We start from the raw sequence: 16,183 nt of genomic DNA on the forward strand, positions 1-16,183 counted from the left end.
TCTATTATGAACGTTTGATTAGCAAATACGAATTAAAATTTTCGGATTTTTGGCCTAGATCGCCATCCGATAAGCCAAAAAATCACCCCAGCGCCCAGACAACTGTGGGAGAACCAAAGTGTAACGTCACGGCTAAATAATATAGTGCCACAGATCAACAAAACGGCAGAAGTGATTAGCAGATAGTTGCTTTTATGTGACTTCTGTTGATGTCTCAGATACTTATCTAACATTTGCTGCTGCGAACCTAGCAGATTTCTGCCTAGTCGCAGGTTGTCATATATCAGCTCTGGAATTTCTGGCAGCTTATCTGACCAATAGGGCAGTTGTGCTTTAGCTTTGCGCAGCATCGCCTTGGGGCCAACCTGTTCTGCCATCCAGTTTTCTAGAAACGGTTTAGCGGTCTGCCATAAATCTAACTGTGGATATAACTGCCGTCCTAAGCCTTCGATATACAACAAGGTTTTTTCCAGTAGCACCAGTTGCGGCTGTACCACAATGTCAAAGCGGCGGGCTGTACGGAACAGTTCTAGCAGCACATGACCGAAAGAGATCTCATTCAGTGGCTTATTGAACATAGGTTCACAAACGACTTTTACTGCCTGCTCGAAGGCTAACAAGTCGGTATCAGGTGAAACCCAGCCAGATTCCACATAAAGCTGAGCAATACGGCGGTAATCACGGTTAAAAAAGGCCAGAAAATTTTCTGCCAGATAGCGTTTGTCGGTATCGCTGAGGGTGCCCATGATGCCGCAGTCCAGCCCTATGTAATAAGGATCTTGCGGATGCTCACGGGAGATAAAAATATTGCCGGGGTGCATATCCGCGTGGAAGAAATTATCGCGGAATACCTGAGTGAAAAACAGCTGGACGCCTTTCTCTGCCAGCAGTTTGAGGTTGGTGCCCTGTGCTCGCAATGCAGCAATATCCGACACCGAAATGCCGTAAATGCGCTCTAGCACCAGTAAACGTGGATGACTCAGCTCTTCATACACATAAGGCACATACAAGGAATTGGAATCCAGAAAATTGTTACGCAGCCGGATAGTATTCAGCGCTTCCAGTTTCAGGTTCAGTTCACCCATGATGGTGGTGCGGTAATCTTCCACCACTTCGGCGGGCCGCAAACGATTATTGGGGCCTAGCAGGGTTTCCAATAACTCCGCGGTCTGACTCATAAGTTGCAGGTCGGCCACTATCTGTTTTTCAACGTTTGGCCGTAGCACTTTTAGTACCACAGGTTTGCCGTTGGATTTCAGTGTTGCTGTGTGTACTTGGGAGATGGAGGCTGATGCCAGCGGTTTCTCATCAAAATCATCGAACAGTGATTCGATAGGCGCTTTTAGTTCGGTTTCGATGGCCTCACGGGCAAGTTTGGAGTCAAACGGTGGCACTCGATCTTGCAACATCGCCAGTTCGTAGGCCCATTCGTCACTCAACAGGTCGCGGCGGGTCGATAACATTTGGCCGAATTTGATATAAACCGGCCCAAGCTCTTGTAATGCTAGTTTTAAGCGTTCACCACCGGGTTTTTGTTTATGTTTGTTGCGCAGCCAGAACAGACTTAACCGCCACAAACGGAAGTACCAGGGCGCGAGTTTGGGGGTAACAGTTCATCTAGGCCGTAGTGTAAGGCGATGCTGATAACCTGATAAGCGCGCTTGATACTGGTGAAACTCATGGGCTGATTTTATCCTTCAATGTGGCAATTCGCTGCTCCAGCGCATCCACTGCCGCAGTTAGCTCGTCAATTCTGTCGCAATGACGAATAAATTCAAGCTTATGCGGTGCCACTTTATATTCTTCGGTGGCTAACTGACCAAGATGAGACCAGGTTTTTTGCAGTACCTGTCGCAATCCTTCACTGGCACGGTTAGCACTACTGCTGAGCCAGTAAGCTGGTGCATCACCCAGCAGTGTTGATAAAGGTTCGGCAATATCCATGCTGACATTTTGCAAAAAATTGCTGAACTGCTGTAATAGGGTCAGGTCGCCTTCAATGCGAAGCTTATCTTGCTTGATCAGCTCGGTCAGACTTTCACCTTCGCGCAGTCGATAGAGATCAGTAGCATTGCCAATCACTTTAACGTCGACAATACCTTGATAGTCGCTGAGTACCTGGATCTCATTGGCAAACACCAGATACAAGGGCCACGACAGTTGTTGCAGTTGAAAACAGAAGACTTTGCCGTGCAGAGGTTTCAGCCGCAGCGCTTCGCCGCCTGCGGCCTGCACCAGTTTGGCTAACGCCGTTTCCAGTGCGCTGCAACTTAACAGTCGCCACTGACGCTCAAGGCTTAATGCGGTCATATCAGAACTTGTAGCCCCGGTGCAGCGCCACAATACCGTCAGTCATGTTGATGTAGTCCACCTGTTCCAATCCCGCGTTTTCCATCATGCCTTTCAGGGTTTCCTGATCTGGGTGCATACGGATGGATTCTGCTAGGTATTCGTAACTGTCGGCATCATGTGCCACCAGCTTGCCAATCAGCGGCAGCATCTTGAAGCTGTAAAGATCGTAAGCTTTGTTCATGATGGCGTGTTGCGGTTTGGAAAATTCCAGAACCAGCAGCTTGCCACCTGGTTTCAGTACCCGCTGCATTGAGCGTAAGGCGGCATCTTTATCGGTCACGTTACGCAGACCGAAAGCGATGGTGATGATATCAAAGGTGTTATCTGGGAATGGCAATGCTTCAGCATTGGCTTGCACGTAGCTAATGTTACCCACAAAGCCTTTATCACGCAGTTTGCTGCGGCCGACTTTCAGCATGGAGTCATTGATATCCGCTAGGATCACTTCACCAGTATCACCCACCAGATGTGAAAACTTTGCGGTAAGGTCGCCAGTGCCACCCGCAAGATCCAGCACTTTCATTCCAGGACGGGCGCCGGCACATTCGATGGTAAAGCGTTTCCAGAGACGGTGAATACCAAAGGACAATACATCATTCATAATGTCGTAGCGCGTGGCCACAGAGTGAAACACACCTGCAACCATTTCGGCCTTTTTGGCAGCATCAACGGTTTTATAACCAAAATGTGTGCTTTTGGAAGAATCTTCAGACATCTATCGTGTATTCCTTTGATTAACTAATGATGGCTGGCAGTGTATGCCTTCAGAGGTGTCGGCTGAATCTCAGCACTGCCAAGCTGTGATCACTGCAGGAAAAACCTGTTTCAATCAGGTTGAGCATTAGACCACAATCTGCCGCAAGAGCATAGCTCTGTGACGCATCATATTCGTGCGCTAAGTGGCAACAAAAAGTGGCAACAAAAAAGCCGACAATGTCGACTTTTTGATGTCAGCTCAGAACCTTAGCATTATTCAATGTCTAATGGTTCCGGTGACAGAATAACGCCCGTGTTATCGGCATAGATATGATCGCCCGGCAGGAAGGTTACCCCGCCAAAGTTTACCGGGACGTCCACTTCGCCAGTGGCATTGGTATCGGCACCCACAGGAATTGACGCAATGGCCTGAATCCCTATGTCCATATCTTCCAGCGCATCGACTTCACGCACACTGCCGTAAACGATGATCCCTTCCCAATTATTATTCACTGCCAGTTCGGCGACTGAGGCATCTACCAGCGCTCGGCGCAGCGAACCGCCGCCGTCCACCAGTAACACTTTACCTTCGCCATCTTCCTGCAGAATATCCAGGATCAGTCCATTGTCCTCATAGCATTTCACGGTACTGATGGCGCCGCCAAAAGAGCTACAGCCACCATAGTTACTGAACATGGGTTCCACAACGTCAACAACATCCAGGTACATGTCACAAAGTTCTGAAGTGTTGTATTCCATAATCAAACTCCTGTTTTCCGCTCAGCCTGAGAAGGCATCAGTTAGCGCACTAAACGTCAGTATATAAGGGATTCGTTAAAAGAAAAGTGCCATTAATCACGCAATTGTCTTAGCTGGACTGCAGCTCGGTAGACCCTTTTACCGTTGCAATTGGCTACGCCCGATGAATAGCGTCTGCTAGTATATGCCCCTTAAATTTGCTTTCCCCTGTTTTTTTATCTGCTTTTGGGGCACGGAACCCCCGTTTAGCTCAAGGATGGCAGAAGGCTTTGCTAGTTTGAGGTCTGAAGATGGCACCGCTTAATGTGATTGAGGTGATTGGCTATAGCGCATCCTTGATGGTGGCGTTATCGCTGATGATGAAAGATATAGTGCGCCTGCGCTGGGTCAACTTGTGTGGTTGCGGATTATTTGTGGCCTATGGTGTCGCCATTGAATCCTGGCCGGTGGTGTCGATGAATGCCTTTGGGGTCTGCGTCAACATTTACTATCTGCTGAAAACTCGCCAGTCAGCGATGTTATCTTAATGTTGCATTTGTCATAAAAGCTTAGGGTAACTGTCACGGTCGCGTCATCGCCGATTCTTAGTCTCTGCAACAGATGACTGGATGGAGTTAACGCCATGCTGTTACACCTTGCTGAGCTGGATCGCCGGGGATTTTGCCTATTATTGTGCTGGGGCAAAAAATACCGGCTGACACCGATAGCCTTAAAGCTGTCGGCTTCGGGCAACGGCCCAACCTACCTATATCTGGCGGTGTTGTTACTGCTGCTGCATCGTGATGGCCAGTCTTTCTTCAACCTGCTGCTAGCCAGCTTTCTGCTGGAATTGCCTTGCTATCTGCTGCTGAAAAATACCATTCGCCGAACGCGCCCCTGTCACTGCTTACCTGCGGGACTGGTGCACGATTTTGAACCCTCTGATCGTTACAGCCTGCCTTCTGGTCACACCGCGGGTGCCTTTGTGTTTGCCTGTGCCGTGCTGCAGGTATATCCGCAATTTGGTATTCCGGTGTTGTGTTGGGCTGCGCTGGTGGGCAGTTCGCGGATAGTGCTCGGCGTGCATTATCCGCTAGATATTGTGGCCGGCATGCTGCTTGGCTGTTCTTCCGGTTATTGGGCCGGACAATTGTTACAAGGTTAATCAATGCGGATTCTTTATGGAGTGCAGGGGACGGGGAACGGCCATTTGAGCCGCGCTCGAGTCATGGCGAAAGCGTTGGCGGCTCACAACGTTGATGTGGATTATCTGTTCAGTGGCCGCGCTGCTGATAAATACTTTGACATGCAGGCGTTTGGTGATTTCCGGGCACTTGCCGGACTGTCGTTTGCTACTCACCGTGGCAAGGTGAATATTGCTGCAACGGTGCAGCGTAACTCACTATTGGGGTTGTGGCGTGATATCCGGGCGTTGGATCTCTCCGGTTATGATCTGGTGTTGAATGATTTTGAGCCAGTATCGGCCTGGGCGGCGCGGCGCCAAGGGGTTACTTGCATTGGTATCAGTCATCAGGCCGCACTACGCTGGCCAGTGCCCAAGGTGGGCGGCAGTTGGTTCAATGATGGGTTACTCGAGTATTTTGCGCCAGTCACCATGGCGTTAGGGTGCCACTGGCATCATTTTGGTTTTCCGATTCTACCGCCCTTTGTGGAAGTCGCTGCCGTTACCTGCGAGCAGACCCATGAGATCTTGGTGTATCTGCCATTTGAAAGTGCCGAGGATATCTGCACGTTACTGCTACCGTTTGATGGCTATGAGTTTCATGTCTATCACGCCGCTAGCGCACCTAAACAACTGCCCGCACATGTGCATTGGCACGGGTTTAATCGTGAGGGGTTTAAAGCGTCGATGGCGCGTTGTGGCGGAGTGATAGGTAATGCGGGGTTTGAGCTGGCCAGCGAAGCGATGACACTGGGTAAAAAATTGCTGGTAAAACCGTTGATGGGGCAGTTCGAACAGTTATCCAATGTGGCGGCGTTGGAGTTGCTGGCGGCGGCTGAAAGTATGCACAGCCTCAACCGCCAAACGTTACGCCGTTGGTTACGCGCCAGTAATCCGCAGCCTATCTGTTATCCCGATGTGGGTGACATGCTGGTCAGTTGGTTGCTGCAAGGCAACTGGCAGGACACACAAACGCTGTGTCAGGAGATGTGGTCAAAAGTGCAGTTGCCGGACAGTTGGTTTTCACGCCAGGATACCCAAGCGTTAGGACAAACCCTGACCCGGCCAATGCCGCGCTGAACCCTTAGCTGTAACGGATTTGCATGTCGATTAATGGTTCGCGACTGCCTTTTTCGGCGCGCAACCGTGCCAGATACTGCTGCCATAGCACTTCACGATTGACACAGAACTGGTACAAAATATCCCAAGAAAACAAACCGGTATCATGGCCGTCATCAAAGATCAGTTTCACCGCATAGTTGCCTACAGGTTCAATGGCCTTGATATTCACATTGCGTTTATGGGTAACCAAGGTGGGATTACCGTGTCCTTGCACTTCGGCTGAGGGTGAGTTAACCCGTAAAAATTCGCAGGTAAGCTGGTATTCATTGCCATCATCAAAAGCGATTTCCAGCAGGCGCGACTTACGTTTGAGTTTTAGAGAGGTGACTTTGTGACTGCTCATGAGTGTTCCATTAACCAAAAACATTTGCGCTATGGTGACTCGCTCTGCCGCAAAAGTGAATCCCAACCGCACATAAGTGTTAATTGGGGAGCCCCTTCTGTGATAAATAGCACTGGCAGTTATGTAAAACACTTGTAATAATGCCTTGTATTTTCTGTTTTTTGACAGAAGCAGCATTATTGACGCAGTGGACGCAAACTGATGACCCAAAGTACCTTTTATTTTGGCGAATGGCAGATAAACCCTGATGCCAACACTCTGCAGAAAGGACGCCGGCAGAAACAAGTAGAACCCAAAGCCATGGATGTGCTGCTGTACCTGTGTCGCCATGCGGGAGAGGTGATCAGTGCCGAAACCCTGCTCAGCGAATGTTGGTCGGGTATCGACACTGGCGATAACCCACTGCACAAGACTATCAATCAGTTACGGCGCGCCTTAGATGACAGCGCTACCAGCCCAGTTTATATCGAAACCATTCGTAAGCGCGGTTATCGCACGCTGGCTGAAGTGCGTTTCCCGGTTGGTCATGAACAAAGTGTGGCACCGCAGCAATGGCAAGGGGATTCACCTTTCCCAGGCTTGCGTGCATACAGTGCCGCTGATGCCAGCGTGTTTTTCGGCCGTAGTGAACAGATCCAACTGCTGCTGGAACGAATTGCCCAGCAAGTGCGCTTTGGCCGCGATTTTTGTCTGGTACTTGGCCCCAGCGGCAGCGGTAAATCGTCACTGATCCATGCGGGCATTGTGCCCAACCTGATGTCGGAACAGGGCGCTAACGGCTTAGGATTACTCGACCATACCACGCTCGATTTGGCCGATGTGCAAGCGGGCGACCTGTTGCTGTCGCTGGCAAGCACTATGCTGGATTGGGAGCTGAACGACGCGCCGGTATTTGCAGGCGAAAGCGCGAGTACCTTGGCCGCTAAGTTGCTGGAACCTGCCACCCTGCTGGCGGGGTTGCAACCCTTGCTGCAACACACTCAATATGGCACTGCTCGTTTCGGCCTGTTTATTGATCGGTTAGAAGTACTGTTATCGTCACCCCTGTTCAGTGATGACGAGCGGCAGCAGTTTGTCGATGTGCTAGAACAACTGGCTCATAGCCGAGCGATCTTGGTGCTCAGCGCCTGCCGTAACGATTTTTACCCGCAACTGATGAGTTATCCGAGCCTGCGGGCGGGTAAGGGCAGCGGCGCGCATTTCGATCTGGCACCTCCTGGGCGCCAGGAACTGTTGCAGATGATCCGCTTGCCAGCAGTCAGCGCCGGGCTGAGCTGGCAGCAAGACCCTGACACCGCTATGCCCTTGGATGAAATCCTCTGTGCCGATGCGGCTAGCAATCCTGATGCCTTGCCGCTGCTGCAATACACCTTGCAGCAACTGTATTTGCAACGTGCCGCCGATGGCACCATGCAGATTGCCGTGTATCAAGCTTTGGGTGGCATCGAAGGCGCCATTGGGAAAACCGCCGATGCGCTGTTGGCGTCCCTTGGTGAGCCGGAGCAACAGGCGCTGTCGCGGGTACTGTCACTATTGGTGACCTTGCGGGAAGATGAACAGTCGATCACCAGCCGTAGTGCCCGCTGGGATCAACTGCAAACCGAGGCTGAAAAAACACTGGTGCCAGGCGATGGTGGAACAGCGTCTGTTTGTGTCCTCGCTAAATCAGCAACAGGCTGGATTTCATGTGGCGCACGAAGCACTGCTGCGGCGTTGGCCTAAAGCGGTGGCGTGGATCAATCAGCACAAAGACAGTCTGGCGCAGCGGGCTCGCCTGTATCATCAAAGCCGCCGCTGGTTGGCGGAACACAAAAGTGGGGCCTTCCTGCTGGTGGATGGTAAACCTCTGCAACAGGCGCAACTATTGACCCAAAATCCGCTGTTTACCTTGGATGCCGGCGAGCAGCAATTTGTTCATGCCTCAACGCAACGGGCATTCTGGCGTCGCTGGACGCGCCGCAGCACGGTGCTGCTGTTATGTGTGTTAACGGTGATCTCAGTAACCATGAGCCTGCGTAGCCAGCCAGGCGCAGCAGCAAGCCACTGCTCGGCGCTTAGATGCCGAAAATTTGTTAGGTTTTATGGTGGGTGATTTTGCTGACAAACTGCGCAGTATCGGCCGTATGGATTTGCTGGACGGTATCTCCAATAAAGCGCTGGAATACTTTACCGCCAAAGACAATATTCAGGACAAAACCTTGGGCTTTGAAGGGCGCTTTCAGCATGGGCAAACCCTGGAAGCCATTGGCGAAGTAGCCCATTCCCGCGGTAAAATCGATGAGGCAAAAAATGCCTTACTGGCCGCACAGCAAGAGTTTTTGCCGCTATTGGATGAACAGCCCAATAATCTGGAACTGCTCAAATCCCTCGGTGCCAATGCTTTCTGGCAAGGACAATTGGCCTTTGACAAAGCCGATTGGCAGCCAACGTCGATACACTTTAAGCAGTATTTAACTTATAGCCAGAAGATGGTGGACATTGCACCAGATAACAAAGATGCACAGATGGAACTGTCTTACGCCCTTAATAACTTGGGCTCGGTGCAGCTCAAATTAAAACACTTTAAAGAAGCCAAGACCTTGTTTGAACAGTCATTGGTGCAAAAAGAAAAAATGCTTGCCGCCGATCCTGCTAATCAGTCGTTAGTGGGCGATGTGGTAAATGCGAGATCTTGGGTCGCCAGCGCGTTAGTGGCAGAAGGCGACACAAATGCCGCTATTAAAATGTGGGAATCGATCCGTAGAGACTTTGATAAGCCGGAATATAAAGATAATGCTTATATTCAAGATCGTATTTCTTCTGCAATGAGTTTGTTAGGAGGGTACTATTTTTATGTGGGGAATTTCAAAGAATCTTTAAATATTTTAAATATGGCAAAACTGAAAGTTATTGGCGAAATGAATAAGGATAGTAAAAACTTCCTCTGGACGAAAGATCTTATTAAGATAGAGGCAAAAATTTTTCTTTTTAAAGCATTACTTGGTATTGATTTTGATTTTTCGGAGTATAATGAAGTTGAGAGTTTATTGAAATCTTCGAAGAATAAGAAATCTTATCCATTCTTATATTCCAGTATAGGGATATCGAAATTGATTCTATTTACTAAATTAAATGATTTTTCAAAAGCAGTAGAAATTAATTTAAATATGAAGAAATATTTATCAGAAATAGAAGCAAATACTGTAGATGAGAAGCTTATATACATTCGGTATTTAGTTTATGGAACCAAACTGGAACAACTTGCTTATGGAAGCTTTTTACAGAATGATAAGTGTATGGAGGCAAAAAAAATTAATGAAGAACTTTTAATGCAGACAAATGACCCTGCATTTATTTTTATGAATAAAGAGATCGAAAACTGTTTGAAAGGGTACACTTTAAAATAGGATGCTAGATATGGAAGCGAAAAAGTTGATACATATACGTTTAATGTTTGTGTTACAGTTAATGCAAATAAAGTTCCCACGTTTACCTATTATGAACCAGGGAATCCTGAGCCATTAAATGAAAAACAACGAGCAGTTACAGTGACTGGTCCGACAATTATATTTTATAAACTAATTAATACTAATATGGCACCGAAAGGCCTGAAATTTATCGGTGCAGGATTTAAAACTCCCTATGATGGCATTATAGAAAATGCTTTTGTAAGTGATGATGGTGCTACTTTGATTTTAGAAGATTTGTGTAAAGATAACGGCACTACAGGTTTTCACCTCTTACTTAAGAGTGATGAAAATACCTTGGTTATGATGAGTCCTGATCCTGAAGTGATAAATAAAGGTGTTGAATAAAGCGATAAGTTCATTCTATCTATAGAATATTAATAATGGCGAGCATCCGCTCGCCATCTTCTTAAATAACATACAAGGAATAAGCACTGAATATGAGGACAGGCATCACTTTTGTAGGCTATTTCTTTATGTTGTTAAATCGCTTTTAGGTGAGAAATGAAGCCGTTTAGCATCGATCAGGGAGAAATATGAGGACAGGCATCATTTTTGTAGGCTATTTCTTTAGTTCATTCTTTTGTTGTTAAATCGTTTTTAGATGAGAAATAAAGCCGTTTAGCGTCGATCAGTTAGTATGACGACGATAAAATCGGTGTAATCGCATGATTTGGGGTATACGAAGTGGGTGAAACGCCGCGCTAGTTTCACTGGTTCTTGATGAACAGCTGGTTTATCTGTTTGTGTTACTGATATAGCTTACTGCTGTATTGTTTACCGCGACACCATTTGCCACCTTGGCGGGTTTTGAATTCACACATCGCCGCCCAACTGCCACACGCGCGAGCGTACTGTTTGCTGAATTTGGTAGCACTTCGCATCCAAGCGTCTGATGATATTCCCAATTGTTGTAATAGCTTGGGTGCTGTTTCGGCAATGGCACCGCGTTTGTCGGTGCGGACAGCGCGCCCGGTCCAATCAATCAGTTCCAAGTAATCAGCAAAGTGAAACGGAATGCCTGATTGTGTGGCAGTGTGAGTAGCACCGTCAAAATCTAATAGCGGTTTTAATAATGGGGTGGTTTTGTGCGGTGATGTTGGGTTATCTGGCTGAGCACTTTGCTGCTCTTTAATCCGTGCTTGAATAGAAGTGAAATCTGAGTTCACAATGCTGTCTGCAATCCCGGCACGGATGGGATTCAGATCAACGTACATCATGCAAGTGAATGAAATATGAGGACAGGCATCACTTTTGTAGGCTATTTCTTTAGTTCGTTCTTTTGTTGTTAAATCGCTTTTAGGTGATAAATAAAGCTGTTTAGCGTCGAACAGTTAGTCTGACGACGATAAAACCGGTGTAATCGCATGATTTGGGTAGACGAAGTGGGTGAAACGCCGCGCTAGTTTCACTGGTTCTTGATGAACAGCTGGTTTATCTGTTTGTGTTACTGATATAGCTCACTGCTGTATTGTTTACCGCGACACCATTTGCCACCTTGGCGGGTTTTGAATTCACACATCGCCGCCCAACTGCCACACGCGCGAGCGTACTGTTTGCTGAATTCGGTAGCACTTCGCATCCAAGCGTCTGATGCTATTCCCAATTGTTGTAATAGCTTAGGTGCTGTTTCGGAAATGGAACCGCGTTTGTCTGTGCGGACAGCGCGCCCGGTCCAATCAATCAGTTCCAAGTAATCAGCAAAGTGAAACGGAATGCCTGATTGTGTGGCAGTGTGAGTAGCACCGTCAAAATCTAATAGCGGTTTTAATAATGGGGTGGTTTTGTGCGGTGATGTTGGGTTATCTGGCTGAGCACTTTGCTGCTCTTTAATCCGTGCTTGAATAGAAGTGAAATCTGAGTTCACAATGCTGTCTGCAATCCCGGCACGGATGGGATTTAGATCAACGTACATCATGCACGTTAACAGTGCTTGTTCATCAAGTAGCGCTTGCGACTTAAAGCGGCCTTCCCAAAATACGCCGGTGCAGTTGTCTTCTTTATTGGCTTTACGGGCGATGTCTTCATTTAAGCAGCGCATAAACCAACTGATGTCACCGAGGCGTTTACGCCACTCTTCAATCAACATATCCAACTGTAATTGCAGTGTTTTATCGAGCTTGTCGCCTTTGATAAATCGAGTTACCAATATGGTAGGATGGAATAGTTGCGTCCAGCGCTCGATGACCTCTGTCGGGCTCAATGTCTGTTGGCGTTCGGCATCAATTTTTAGCACGAGGTGATAGTGATTATTCATCACCGCATAGGCACAAATATCGATACAGAAAATAGCGGAAAGCTGACGGATTTTGCTGGCTATCCAACCTCGGCGATGTTCGTAGCTGCGTCCGGTTACAGTATCTTCACCACAGAGAAATGCACGGCGGACACAACGGTTAATGACGTGATAGTAAGGGGTTGATTCAACATCAATCAAACGACGGCGGGCAACGGTCATAATACACTCCTTGTTGTAGTAACTTCACTCCATGTGAATGACTCAGCGTAGTTGATACCTGTCAATACTGCAAATTGATGGCTGTCCCAACTACACCTTGCACTATCAAACCCTTGCGTTTCCTCCTTAGTTAATTTCACCCATAACAGCGACAGGGTTGCATGTCTAAGTCGGCAAACCAGCCCCATGATTTTTGATATGTTACAGATATGTGATGTCAAAATTGCGCTTGCTTGATGGCAGATGCTGCTTTGATTCACGTTACCCAGTAAAAATAAAGCAATATTAATCAATATATTACATCGTAAGGTTGGCAGAAGGTAATTGCCGAGCGGAGTTTGTAGCCTAACCCTGAAAACTGTGTCTGTAGTCAGACATAAATAACAGGAGAAGGACAATGTCTTCACAATCAAACTCAAAACCGTCTATCGCTGTAGTTGAAGATGTTATACCAACGGAAATTGCCCAGGCTGCCAATGAAGTAGACCTGCTGCAACTGTTATTGGAACGGCTGCAGCAGCCCACGTTACAGGTGGACTTACAAGGCACAGTGGTTTATGCCAATAAAGCGGCGTTATCGCTGTTTGCGGCCACGGCCGATACCTTGGTAAGTAAGCAATTACACTCGTTTCTTGCTGCGCCATGGTCAACTTTCTATCGTAATTGCTTTGCACAGTATGGCGATCCGCAAGCGCTGATCCACAGTGCCTCTGAAATGATGATCGATATCAATGAAACCGCCGTCCCCGTGAATATGTCGCTGTCGTTTATGCCGGTAAAACAGCCTTGTTTGCTGGCGACTTTTCAAGATTTGAGAGCGCAGAAAGCCGAAATCCAGCGGTTGCATCAACTGGCGTGTACCGATGCGTTAACCGGGCTGGCAAACCGCCGTGCCTTTTTTGATACCTTGCAGAAACTGTGGGAACAGTGCACCACGGCCCGCGACCCGGTTTCCATAGTGATTGTGGATGTGGATCACTTCAAACTCTTTAACGACCGTTTTGGCCATATCCAGGGTGACCGTTGTTTGCAGCAGGTGGCGTATGCACTGCAACAAGCCCTGCCGGATGATAACTGTTTGGCGGCACGTTATGGTGGCGAAGAGTTTGCGCTGATCCTGCCGGGCATGAATGGTATTCAGGCCAAGACCATTGCCGAAGGTTTGCGTGAGCGTATTGCGCAGATTAATTGCGGTGAACTGGCGGGCAAGTCAGGAATTACCGTGAGCCAGGGGATTGCCGCAGAGGTTAATGGTCAGTTCCGTACTCCTGAAGCACTGCTGTTTGCTGCCGATACCGCACTGTATCGGGCGAAGAAAGACGGCCGCGATCGGGTTAACTTGTCTAACTGAAAGCAACGATTATGGATTGGCATTTTATCTTTAGCCACGCATTGCCACAGCAGCGAGTAATGGCGTTTTTGTGGTTACAGCGGCAGCAATATGACAACACGGCCGAAGTGGCGGCAGCACAGTTATGGCAGGCGTGTTGTCATGATGAACTCAGTAAGATGTTATTGAGTGATTTATGTTTGTGCCATGCGCACACGGGCAGCCATGATGCCTCCGACAATGAGTTTATCAGCCGGTTACTCTGTGCTATTGATAGACGTTTGACGCAAGCAACTCCGGCGGAACACTGATTTTTTTAAGACCGCCGTGCCGATAGTAGTAAAACGCATCCTGTGGCCGCTCCTGCTGCCAGATATCTTCGTAAGGCAACTGTAGCAACAATGCCCGCAGTATCATGCCGGTTAATCCGTGGCTGATAACTATCAGCTTGTCCCCAGAATGCAATTCCGCTAGCCAGTTGTTGAGTCGTCGACGAATGGCGGCAAAATCTTCCCCTTGCGGTGCTTTTAAATACCAGTCTGGCAGTTGTTGCAGTTGTGGCTGAGATGCCAGAATTTCATCAATACGGCACTGCTCCCATTGTCCTAGCCCAACCTCTTGCACGCGTGCATCGATGCCGATGTGATCATTGCCGATGCCAAGGCCTGCACATACCAACCGCGCCGTTTGCAGCGTTCTCCCCAAGGGGCTGCTAACAACGCGCCACTGCTGGATATCACGGATGTGTTGTTTGAGGGTAACGCCCATCGCATGCGCTTGCCGTTCACCCAAGGTGGTGAGTGGCGAGTTACATTGGCCTTGCAGGCGGCGCTCGGCATTAAAGCGGGTCTGGCCGTGACGCAGGATAAAAAGTTCAGCAGGCATGTGTGTTCAGGTGTCGACGGAAAACTGCATAGTGCCGCCGCGGTTGCACTGCGGTCAAGGCATTCGTGGAAACGTAGGGCATATCTGGGATGTTGAAAGTTTTTCATGATCAACACGGCGTTTGCTGAAACCTGTTCAACTAAGTCAGTGTCTAGCGTGTTATTGCTGCCGTTAATTGTAGCGCCAGTGCTAGCATGTCCTGTCTAGTATTTTCTACCCTCGTCGGAGGAACCATGAGTTCAGCTGTCCCGTTGCCATTTCGTGCCGAACATGTCGGCAGTTTTCTACGTCCAGATTACCTGTTGCAGGCCAGAGCGGCTTTTGCCAGCGGCAGCATTGACGCTGCACAACTGCGGCAAGTGGAGGATCGCGCCATTGCCGAGGTGATTGGCATGCAGCGAGATGTTGGGCTAAAGGTGATCACCGATGGTGAGTTTCGGCGCACCTATTTTCATGTGGATTTTTTGCGGCAGTTAGGTGGCGTAGTCAGTGAAGAACCGCGCACTATTACCCGTGACGATGGCAGCTTGGAATTAGCGCCGCCCGTTATCAAGGTGATGGACAAAGTACGCCATGTGAAAAATATCCAACTGGCGGATTTTGCCTATCTGCAACAGCAGACCCAAGCATTAGCTAGTGCGCTGGTGCCAAAAGTGACCTTGCCATCACCCACCATGCTGCATTTTCGCGGTGGTCGGGCCGGGATCAGCACACAGGCGTATCCACAACTGGAACCTGAATTCTATGAAGACGTAGCCAAAGCCTACGGTGCCGAGTTGCAGTCACTAGCGGATGCGGGCTGCCGCTATGTGCAGATGGACGATACCAATCTGGCCTATCTGTGTGACGAAAAAATGCGTGAAGCGGCGCGTAGTCGCGGTGATGATCCGAATGAACTACCGTATCGCTACGCCGATTTTATTAACCGGGTGGTGGCTTATAAACCTCAAGGCATGACCTTGGGCATTCACTTGTGTCGCGGTAATTTCCGCAGCACTTACGCGGCAGCAGGTAACTATGAGCCGGTGGCGGAAGCGCTATTAGCCAAAATGGAACTGGATGCGTTCTTCCTCGAATATGACGACGAGCGCTCGGGTGATTTTCGGCCACTGCGTTTTCTACCCAAAGGCAAACACGTGGTATTGGGGCTGATCACCAGTAAATTCGGGCAGATGGAATCCAAAGATGCTATCAAACGCCGTATTGATGAAGCCGCCCGTTATGCGCCGCTGGAACAGTTGTCACTGTCACCGCAATGTGGTTTCTCCTCAACCGTGCATGGTAACAATATCGCCTTTGATGAACAGCGCCGTAAGCTGGAACTGGTGGTAGAGATCGCGCATGAAGTATGGGGCGATGCTTAGGCTCATCCGCTGTCGTAGCCGCTAGCAGGTGGCACTATGGTTAATGCCAGTCAGTTAAGCTGACTGGCATTTTTGTTTTGGAACGTGTGCGTTTGCTTATGGTTTAGGCGTAGCCACCGCGTTAGTGACAGTTTTAGCGCGTGGTAAATATTGTCTGATGTTGCGAACGCCTAGTGTTGTCGACATAACCATTGGCAAACAAACAGGCAAGCAAGTTCACTGCATAAAAAAATCCGATGACGTTGGTCATCGGATTTTGGTGTTAG

Annotated in this window: 16 protein-coding genes and 2 pseudogenes; 10 read left to right on the top strand and 8 right to left on the bottom strand. The window is 48.6% G+C overall.

Annotation, left to right across the window (positions count from 1 at the left end; translation table 11 throughout):
- Nucleotides 1-32 precede the first annotated feature (32 nt).
- The 4 genes and pseudogenes from ubiB to rraA all read right to left on the bottom strand — a co-directional run bounded on the left by ubiB (nt 33) and on the right by rraA (nt 3,807).
- Nucleotides 33-1,681 (bottom strand): annotated as a pseudogene (ubiB, locus tag KHX94_RS10740) (ubiquinone biosynthesis regulatory protein kinase UbiB).
- Nucleotides 1,678-2,310 carry a ubiquinone biosynthesis accessory factor UbiJ gene (locus tag KHX94_RS10745; protein WP_213680628.1) on the bottom strand — a complete coding sequence of 211 codons (633 nt, stop codon included), beginning with the start codon at nt 2,308-2,310 and terminating at the stop codon, nt 1,678-1,680. Before KHX94_RS10745 ends, ubiB begins: the two are co-directional and overlap by 4 nt.
- A gap of 1 nt (nt 2,311) precedes the next feature.
- Nucleotides 2,312-3,067 carry a bifunctional demethylmenaquinone methyltransferase/2-methoxy-6-polyprenyl-1,4-benzoquinol methylase UbiE gene (gene ubiE / locus KHX94_RS10750; RefSeq protein ID WP_213680629.1) on the bottom strand — a complete coding sequence of 252 codons (756 nt, stop codon included), beginning with the start codon at nt 3,065-3,067 and terminating at the stop codon, nt 2,312-2,314.
- A gap of 254 nt (nt 3,068-3,321) precedes the next feature.
- Complete coding sequence (rraA, locus tag KHX94_RS10755) at nt 3,322-3,807, bottom strand: ribonuclease E activity regulator RraA (RefSeq protein ID WP_213680630.1); 486 nt, start codon at nt 3,805-3,807, stop codon at nt 3,322-3,324.
- A 290-nt stretch (nt 3,808-4,097) separates the two neighbouring features.
- Here rraA and KHX94_RS10760 point away from each other — a divergent pair, with 290 nt between their 5' ends.
- The 3 genes from KHX94_RS10760 to KHX94_RS10770 all read left to right on the top strand — a co-directional run bounded on the left by KHX94_RS10760 (nt 4,098) and on the right by KHX94_RS10770 (nt 6,049).
- Nucleotides 4,098-4,334, top strand: a complete 237-nt coding sequence (locus KHX94_RS10760; protein ID WP_213680631.1) for a YgjV family protein — start codon at nt 4,098-4,100, stop codon at nt 4,332-4,334.
- A gap of 95 nt (nt 4,335-4,429) precedes the next feature.
- Complete coding sequence (locus KHX94_RS10765; protein ID WP_213680632.1) at nt 4,430-4,951, top strand: phosphatase PAP2 family protein; 522 nt, start codon at nt 4,430-4,432, stop codon at nt 4,949-4,951.
- Between the two features lie 3 nt (nt 4,952-4,954).
- Nucleotides 4,955-6,049 (top strand): MJ1255/VC2487 family glycosyltransferase, encoded by a 1,095-nt coding sequence (locus KHX94_RS10770; RefSeq protein ID WP_213680633.1) that lies wholly within the window; start codon nt 4,955-4,957, stop codon nt 6,047-6,049.
- A 4-nt stretch (nt 6,050-6,053) separates the two neighbouring features.
- On the opposite strand, the gene KHX94_RS10775 is transcribed toward KHX94_RS10770, so the two are convergent.
- Nucleotides 6,054-6,434, bottom strand: coding sequence for a gamma-butyrobetaine hydroxylase family protein (locus tag KHX94_RS10775; protein ID WP_213680634.1), 381 nt, complete (start codon nt 6,432-6,434; stop codon nt 6,054-6,056).
- A gap of 201 nt (nt 6,435-6,635) precedes the next feature.
- Here KHX94_RS10775 and KHX94_RS22010 point away from each other — a divergent pair, with 201 nt between their 5' ends.
- The 4 genes and pseudogenes from KHX94_RS22010 to KHX94_RS10785 form a co-directional block, all read left to right on the top strand.
- The gene (locus tag KHX94_RS22010; RefSeq protein ID WP_483315914.1) at nt 6,636-8,156 is read left to right on the top strand and encodes an nSTAND1 domain-containing NTPase; all 1,521 of its coding nucleotides are present in this window, start codon (nt 6,636-6,638) and stop codon (nt 8,154-8,156) included.
- The gene (locus tag KHX94_RS22015; protein ID WP_483315915.1) at nt 8,065-8,526 is read left to right on the top strand and encodes an nSTAND1 domain-containing NTPase; all 462 of its coding nucleotides are present in this window, start codon (nt 8,065-8,067) and stop codon (nt 8,524-8,526) included. The genes KHX94_RS22010 and KHX94_RS22015 overlap by 92 nt, the downstream gene beginning before the upstream one ends.
- A complete protein-coding gene (locus tag KHX94_RS22020) occupies nt 8,504-9,820 on the top strand; it encodes a tetratricopeptide repeat protein (protein ID WP_483315916.1) in 1,317 nt (438 codons plus the stop codon). The genes KHX94_RS22015 and KHX94_RS22020 overlap by 23 nt, the downstream gene beginning before the upstream one ends.
- Nucleotides 9,821-9,871: 51 nt before the next feature.
- Nucleotides 9,872-10,228, top strand: a pseudogene (locus KHX94_RS10785) (DP-EP family protein); the annotation flags it as partial.
- A gap of 401 nt (nt 10,229-10,629) precedes the next feature.
- On the opposite strand, the gene KHX94_RS10790 reads toward KHX94_RS10785, so the two are convergent.
- Together KHX94_RS10790 and KHX94_RS10795 are read right to left on the bottom strand one after the other, a co-directional pair.
- Nucleotides 10,630-11,100, bottom strand: a complete 471-nt coding sequence (locus KHX94_RS10790) for a hypothetical protein (protein WP_213680635.1) — start codon at nt 11,098-11,100, stop codon at nt 10,630-10,632.
- A gap of 227 nt (nt 11,101-11,327) precedes the next feature.
- A complete protein-coding gene (locus tag KHX94_RS10795) occupies nt 11,328-12,338 on the bottom strand; it encodes a transposase (RefSeq protein WP_213680636.1) in 1,011 nt (336 codons plus the stop codon).
- Nucleotides 12,339-12,735: 397 nt separating this feature from the next.
- On the opposite strand from KHX94_RS10795, the gene KHX94_RS10800 reads away from it, so the two are divergent.
- Complete coding sequence (locus KHX94_RS10800; protein WP_213680637.1) at nt 12,736-13,689, top strand: sensor domain-containing diguanylate cyclase; 954 nt, start codon at nt 12,736-12,738, stop codon at nt 13,687-13,689.
- A gap of 11 nt (nt 13,690-13,700) precedes the next feature.
- Nucleotides 13,701-13,979, top strand: coding sequence for a hypothetical protein (locus tag KHX94_RS10805; RefSeq protein ID WP_213680638.1), 279 nt, complete (start codon nt 13,701-13,703; stop codon nt 13,977-13,979).
- On the opposite strand, the gene KHX94_RS10810 is transcribed toward KHX94_RS10805, so the two are convergent.
- The gene (locus tag KHX94_RS10810) at nt 13,936-14,553 is read right to left on the bottom strand and encodes a histidine phosphatase family protein (protein WP_213680639.1); all 618 of its coding nucleotides are present in this window, start codon (nt 14,551-14,553) and stop codon (nt 13,936-13,938) included. The two genes, KHX94_RS10805 and KHX94_RS10810, sit on opposite strands and share 44 nt — an antisense overlap.
- A gap of 233 nt (nt 14,554-14,786) precedes the next feature.
- Here KHX94_RS10810 and KHX94_RS10815 point away from each other — a divergent pair, with 233 nt between their 5' ends.
- On the top strand, nt 14,787-15,917 hold the full coding sequence (locus tag KHX94_RS10815) for a 5-methyltetrahydropteroyltriglutamate--homocysteine S-methyltransferase (protein ID WP_213680640.1): 1,131 nt from the start codon (nt 14,787-14,789) through the stop codon (nt 15,915-15,917).
- The last annotated feature ends 266 nt before the right edge of the window (nt 15,918-16,183 follow it).

The organism is Shewanella dokdonensis, assembly GCF_018394335.1.
GTDB classification, from domain to species: domain Bacteria; phylum Pseudomonadota; class Gammaproteobacteria; order Enterobacterales; family Shewanellaceae; genus Shewanella; species Shewanella dokdonensis.

Excerpts from the sequence above, each read along its gene's own strand:
- KHX94_RS10765 (WP_213680632.1), top strand. The coding sequence starts at position 4,430 with ATGCTGTTACACCTTGCTGAGCTGGATCGCCGGGGATTTTGCCTATTA.
- KHX94_RS10760 (WP_213680631.1), top strand. The coding sequence starts at position 4,098 with ATGGCACCGCTTAATGTGATTGAGGTGATTGGCTATAGCGCATCCTTG.
- KHX94_RS10770 (WP_213680633.1), top strand. The coding sequence starts at position 4,955 with ATGCGGATTCTTTATGGAGTGCAGGGGACGGGGAACGGCCATTTGAGC.
- KHX94_RS10810 (WP_213680639.1), bottom strand. The coding sequence starts at position 14,553 with ATGCCTGCTGAACTTTTTATCCTGCGTCACGGCCAGACCCGCTTTAAT.
- KHX94_RS10790 (WP_213680635.1), bottom strand. The coding sequence starts at position 11,100 with ATGATGTACGTTGATCTGAATCCCATCCGTGCCGGGATTGCAGACAGC.
- KHX94_RS10745 (WP_213680628.1), bottom strand. The coding sequence starts at position 2,310 with ATGACCGCATTAAGCCTTGAGCGTCAGTGGCGACTGTTAAGTTGCAGC.
- rraA (WP_213680630.1), bottom strand. The coding sequence starts at position 3,807 with ATGGAATACAACACTTCAGAACTTTGTGACATGTACCTGGATGTTGTT.
- KHX94_RS10800 (WP_213680637.1), top strand. The coding sequence starts at position 12,736 with ATGTCTTCACAATCAAACTCAAAACCGTCTATCGCTGTAGTTGAAGAT.
- KHX94_RS22010 (WP_483315914.1), top strand. The coding sequence starts at position 6,636 with ATGACCCAAAGTACCTTTTATTTTGGCGAATGGCAGATAAACCCTGAT.
- KHX94_RS10775 (WP_213680634.1), bottom strand. The coding sequence starts at position 6,434 with ATGAGCAGTCACAAAGTCACCTCTCTAAAACTCAAACGTAAGTCGCGC.
- ubiE (WP_213680629.1), bottom strand. The coding sequence starts at position 3,067 with ATGTCTGAAGATTCTTCCAAAAGCACACATTTTGGTTATAAAACCGTT.
- KHX94_RS10815 (WP_213680640.1), top strand. The coding sequence starts at position 14,787 with ATGAGTTCAGCTGTCCCGTTGCCATTTCGTGCCGAACATGTCGGCAGT.
- KHX94_RS10795 (WP_213680636.1), bottom strand. The coding sequence starts at position 12,338 with ATGACCGTTGCCCGCCGTCGTTTGATTGATGTTGAATCAACCCCTTAC.
- KHX94_RS10805 (WP_213680638.1), top strand. The coding sequence starts at position 13,701 with ATGGATTGGCATTTTATCTTTAGCCACGCATTGCCACAGCAGCGAGTA.
- KHX94_RS22015 (WP_483315915.1), top strand. The coding sequence starts at position 8,065 with ATGGTGGAACAGCGTCTGTTTGTGTCCTCGCTAAATCAGCAACAGGCT.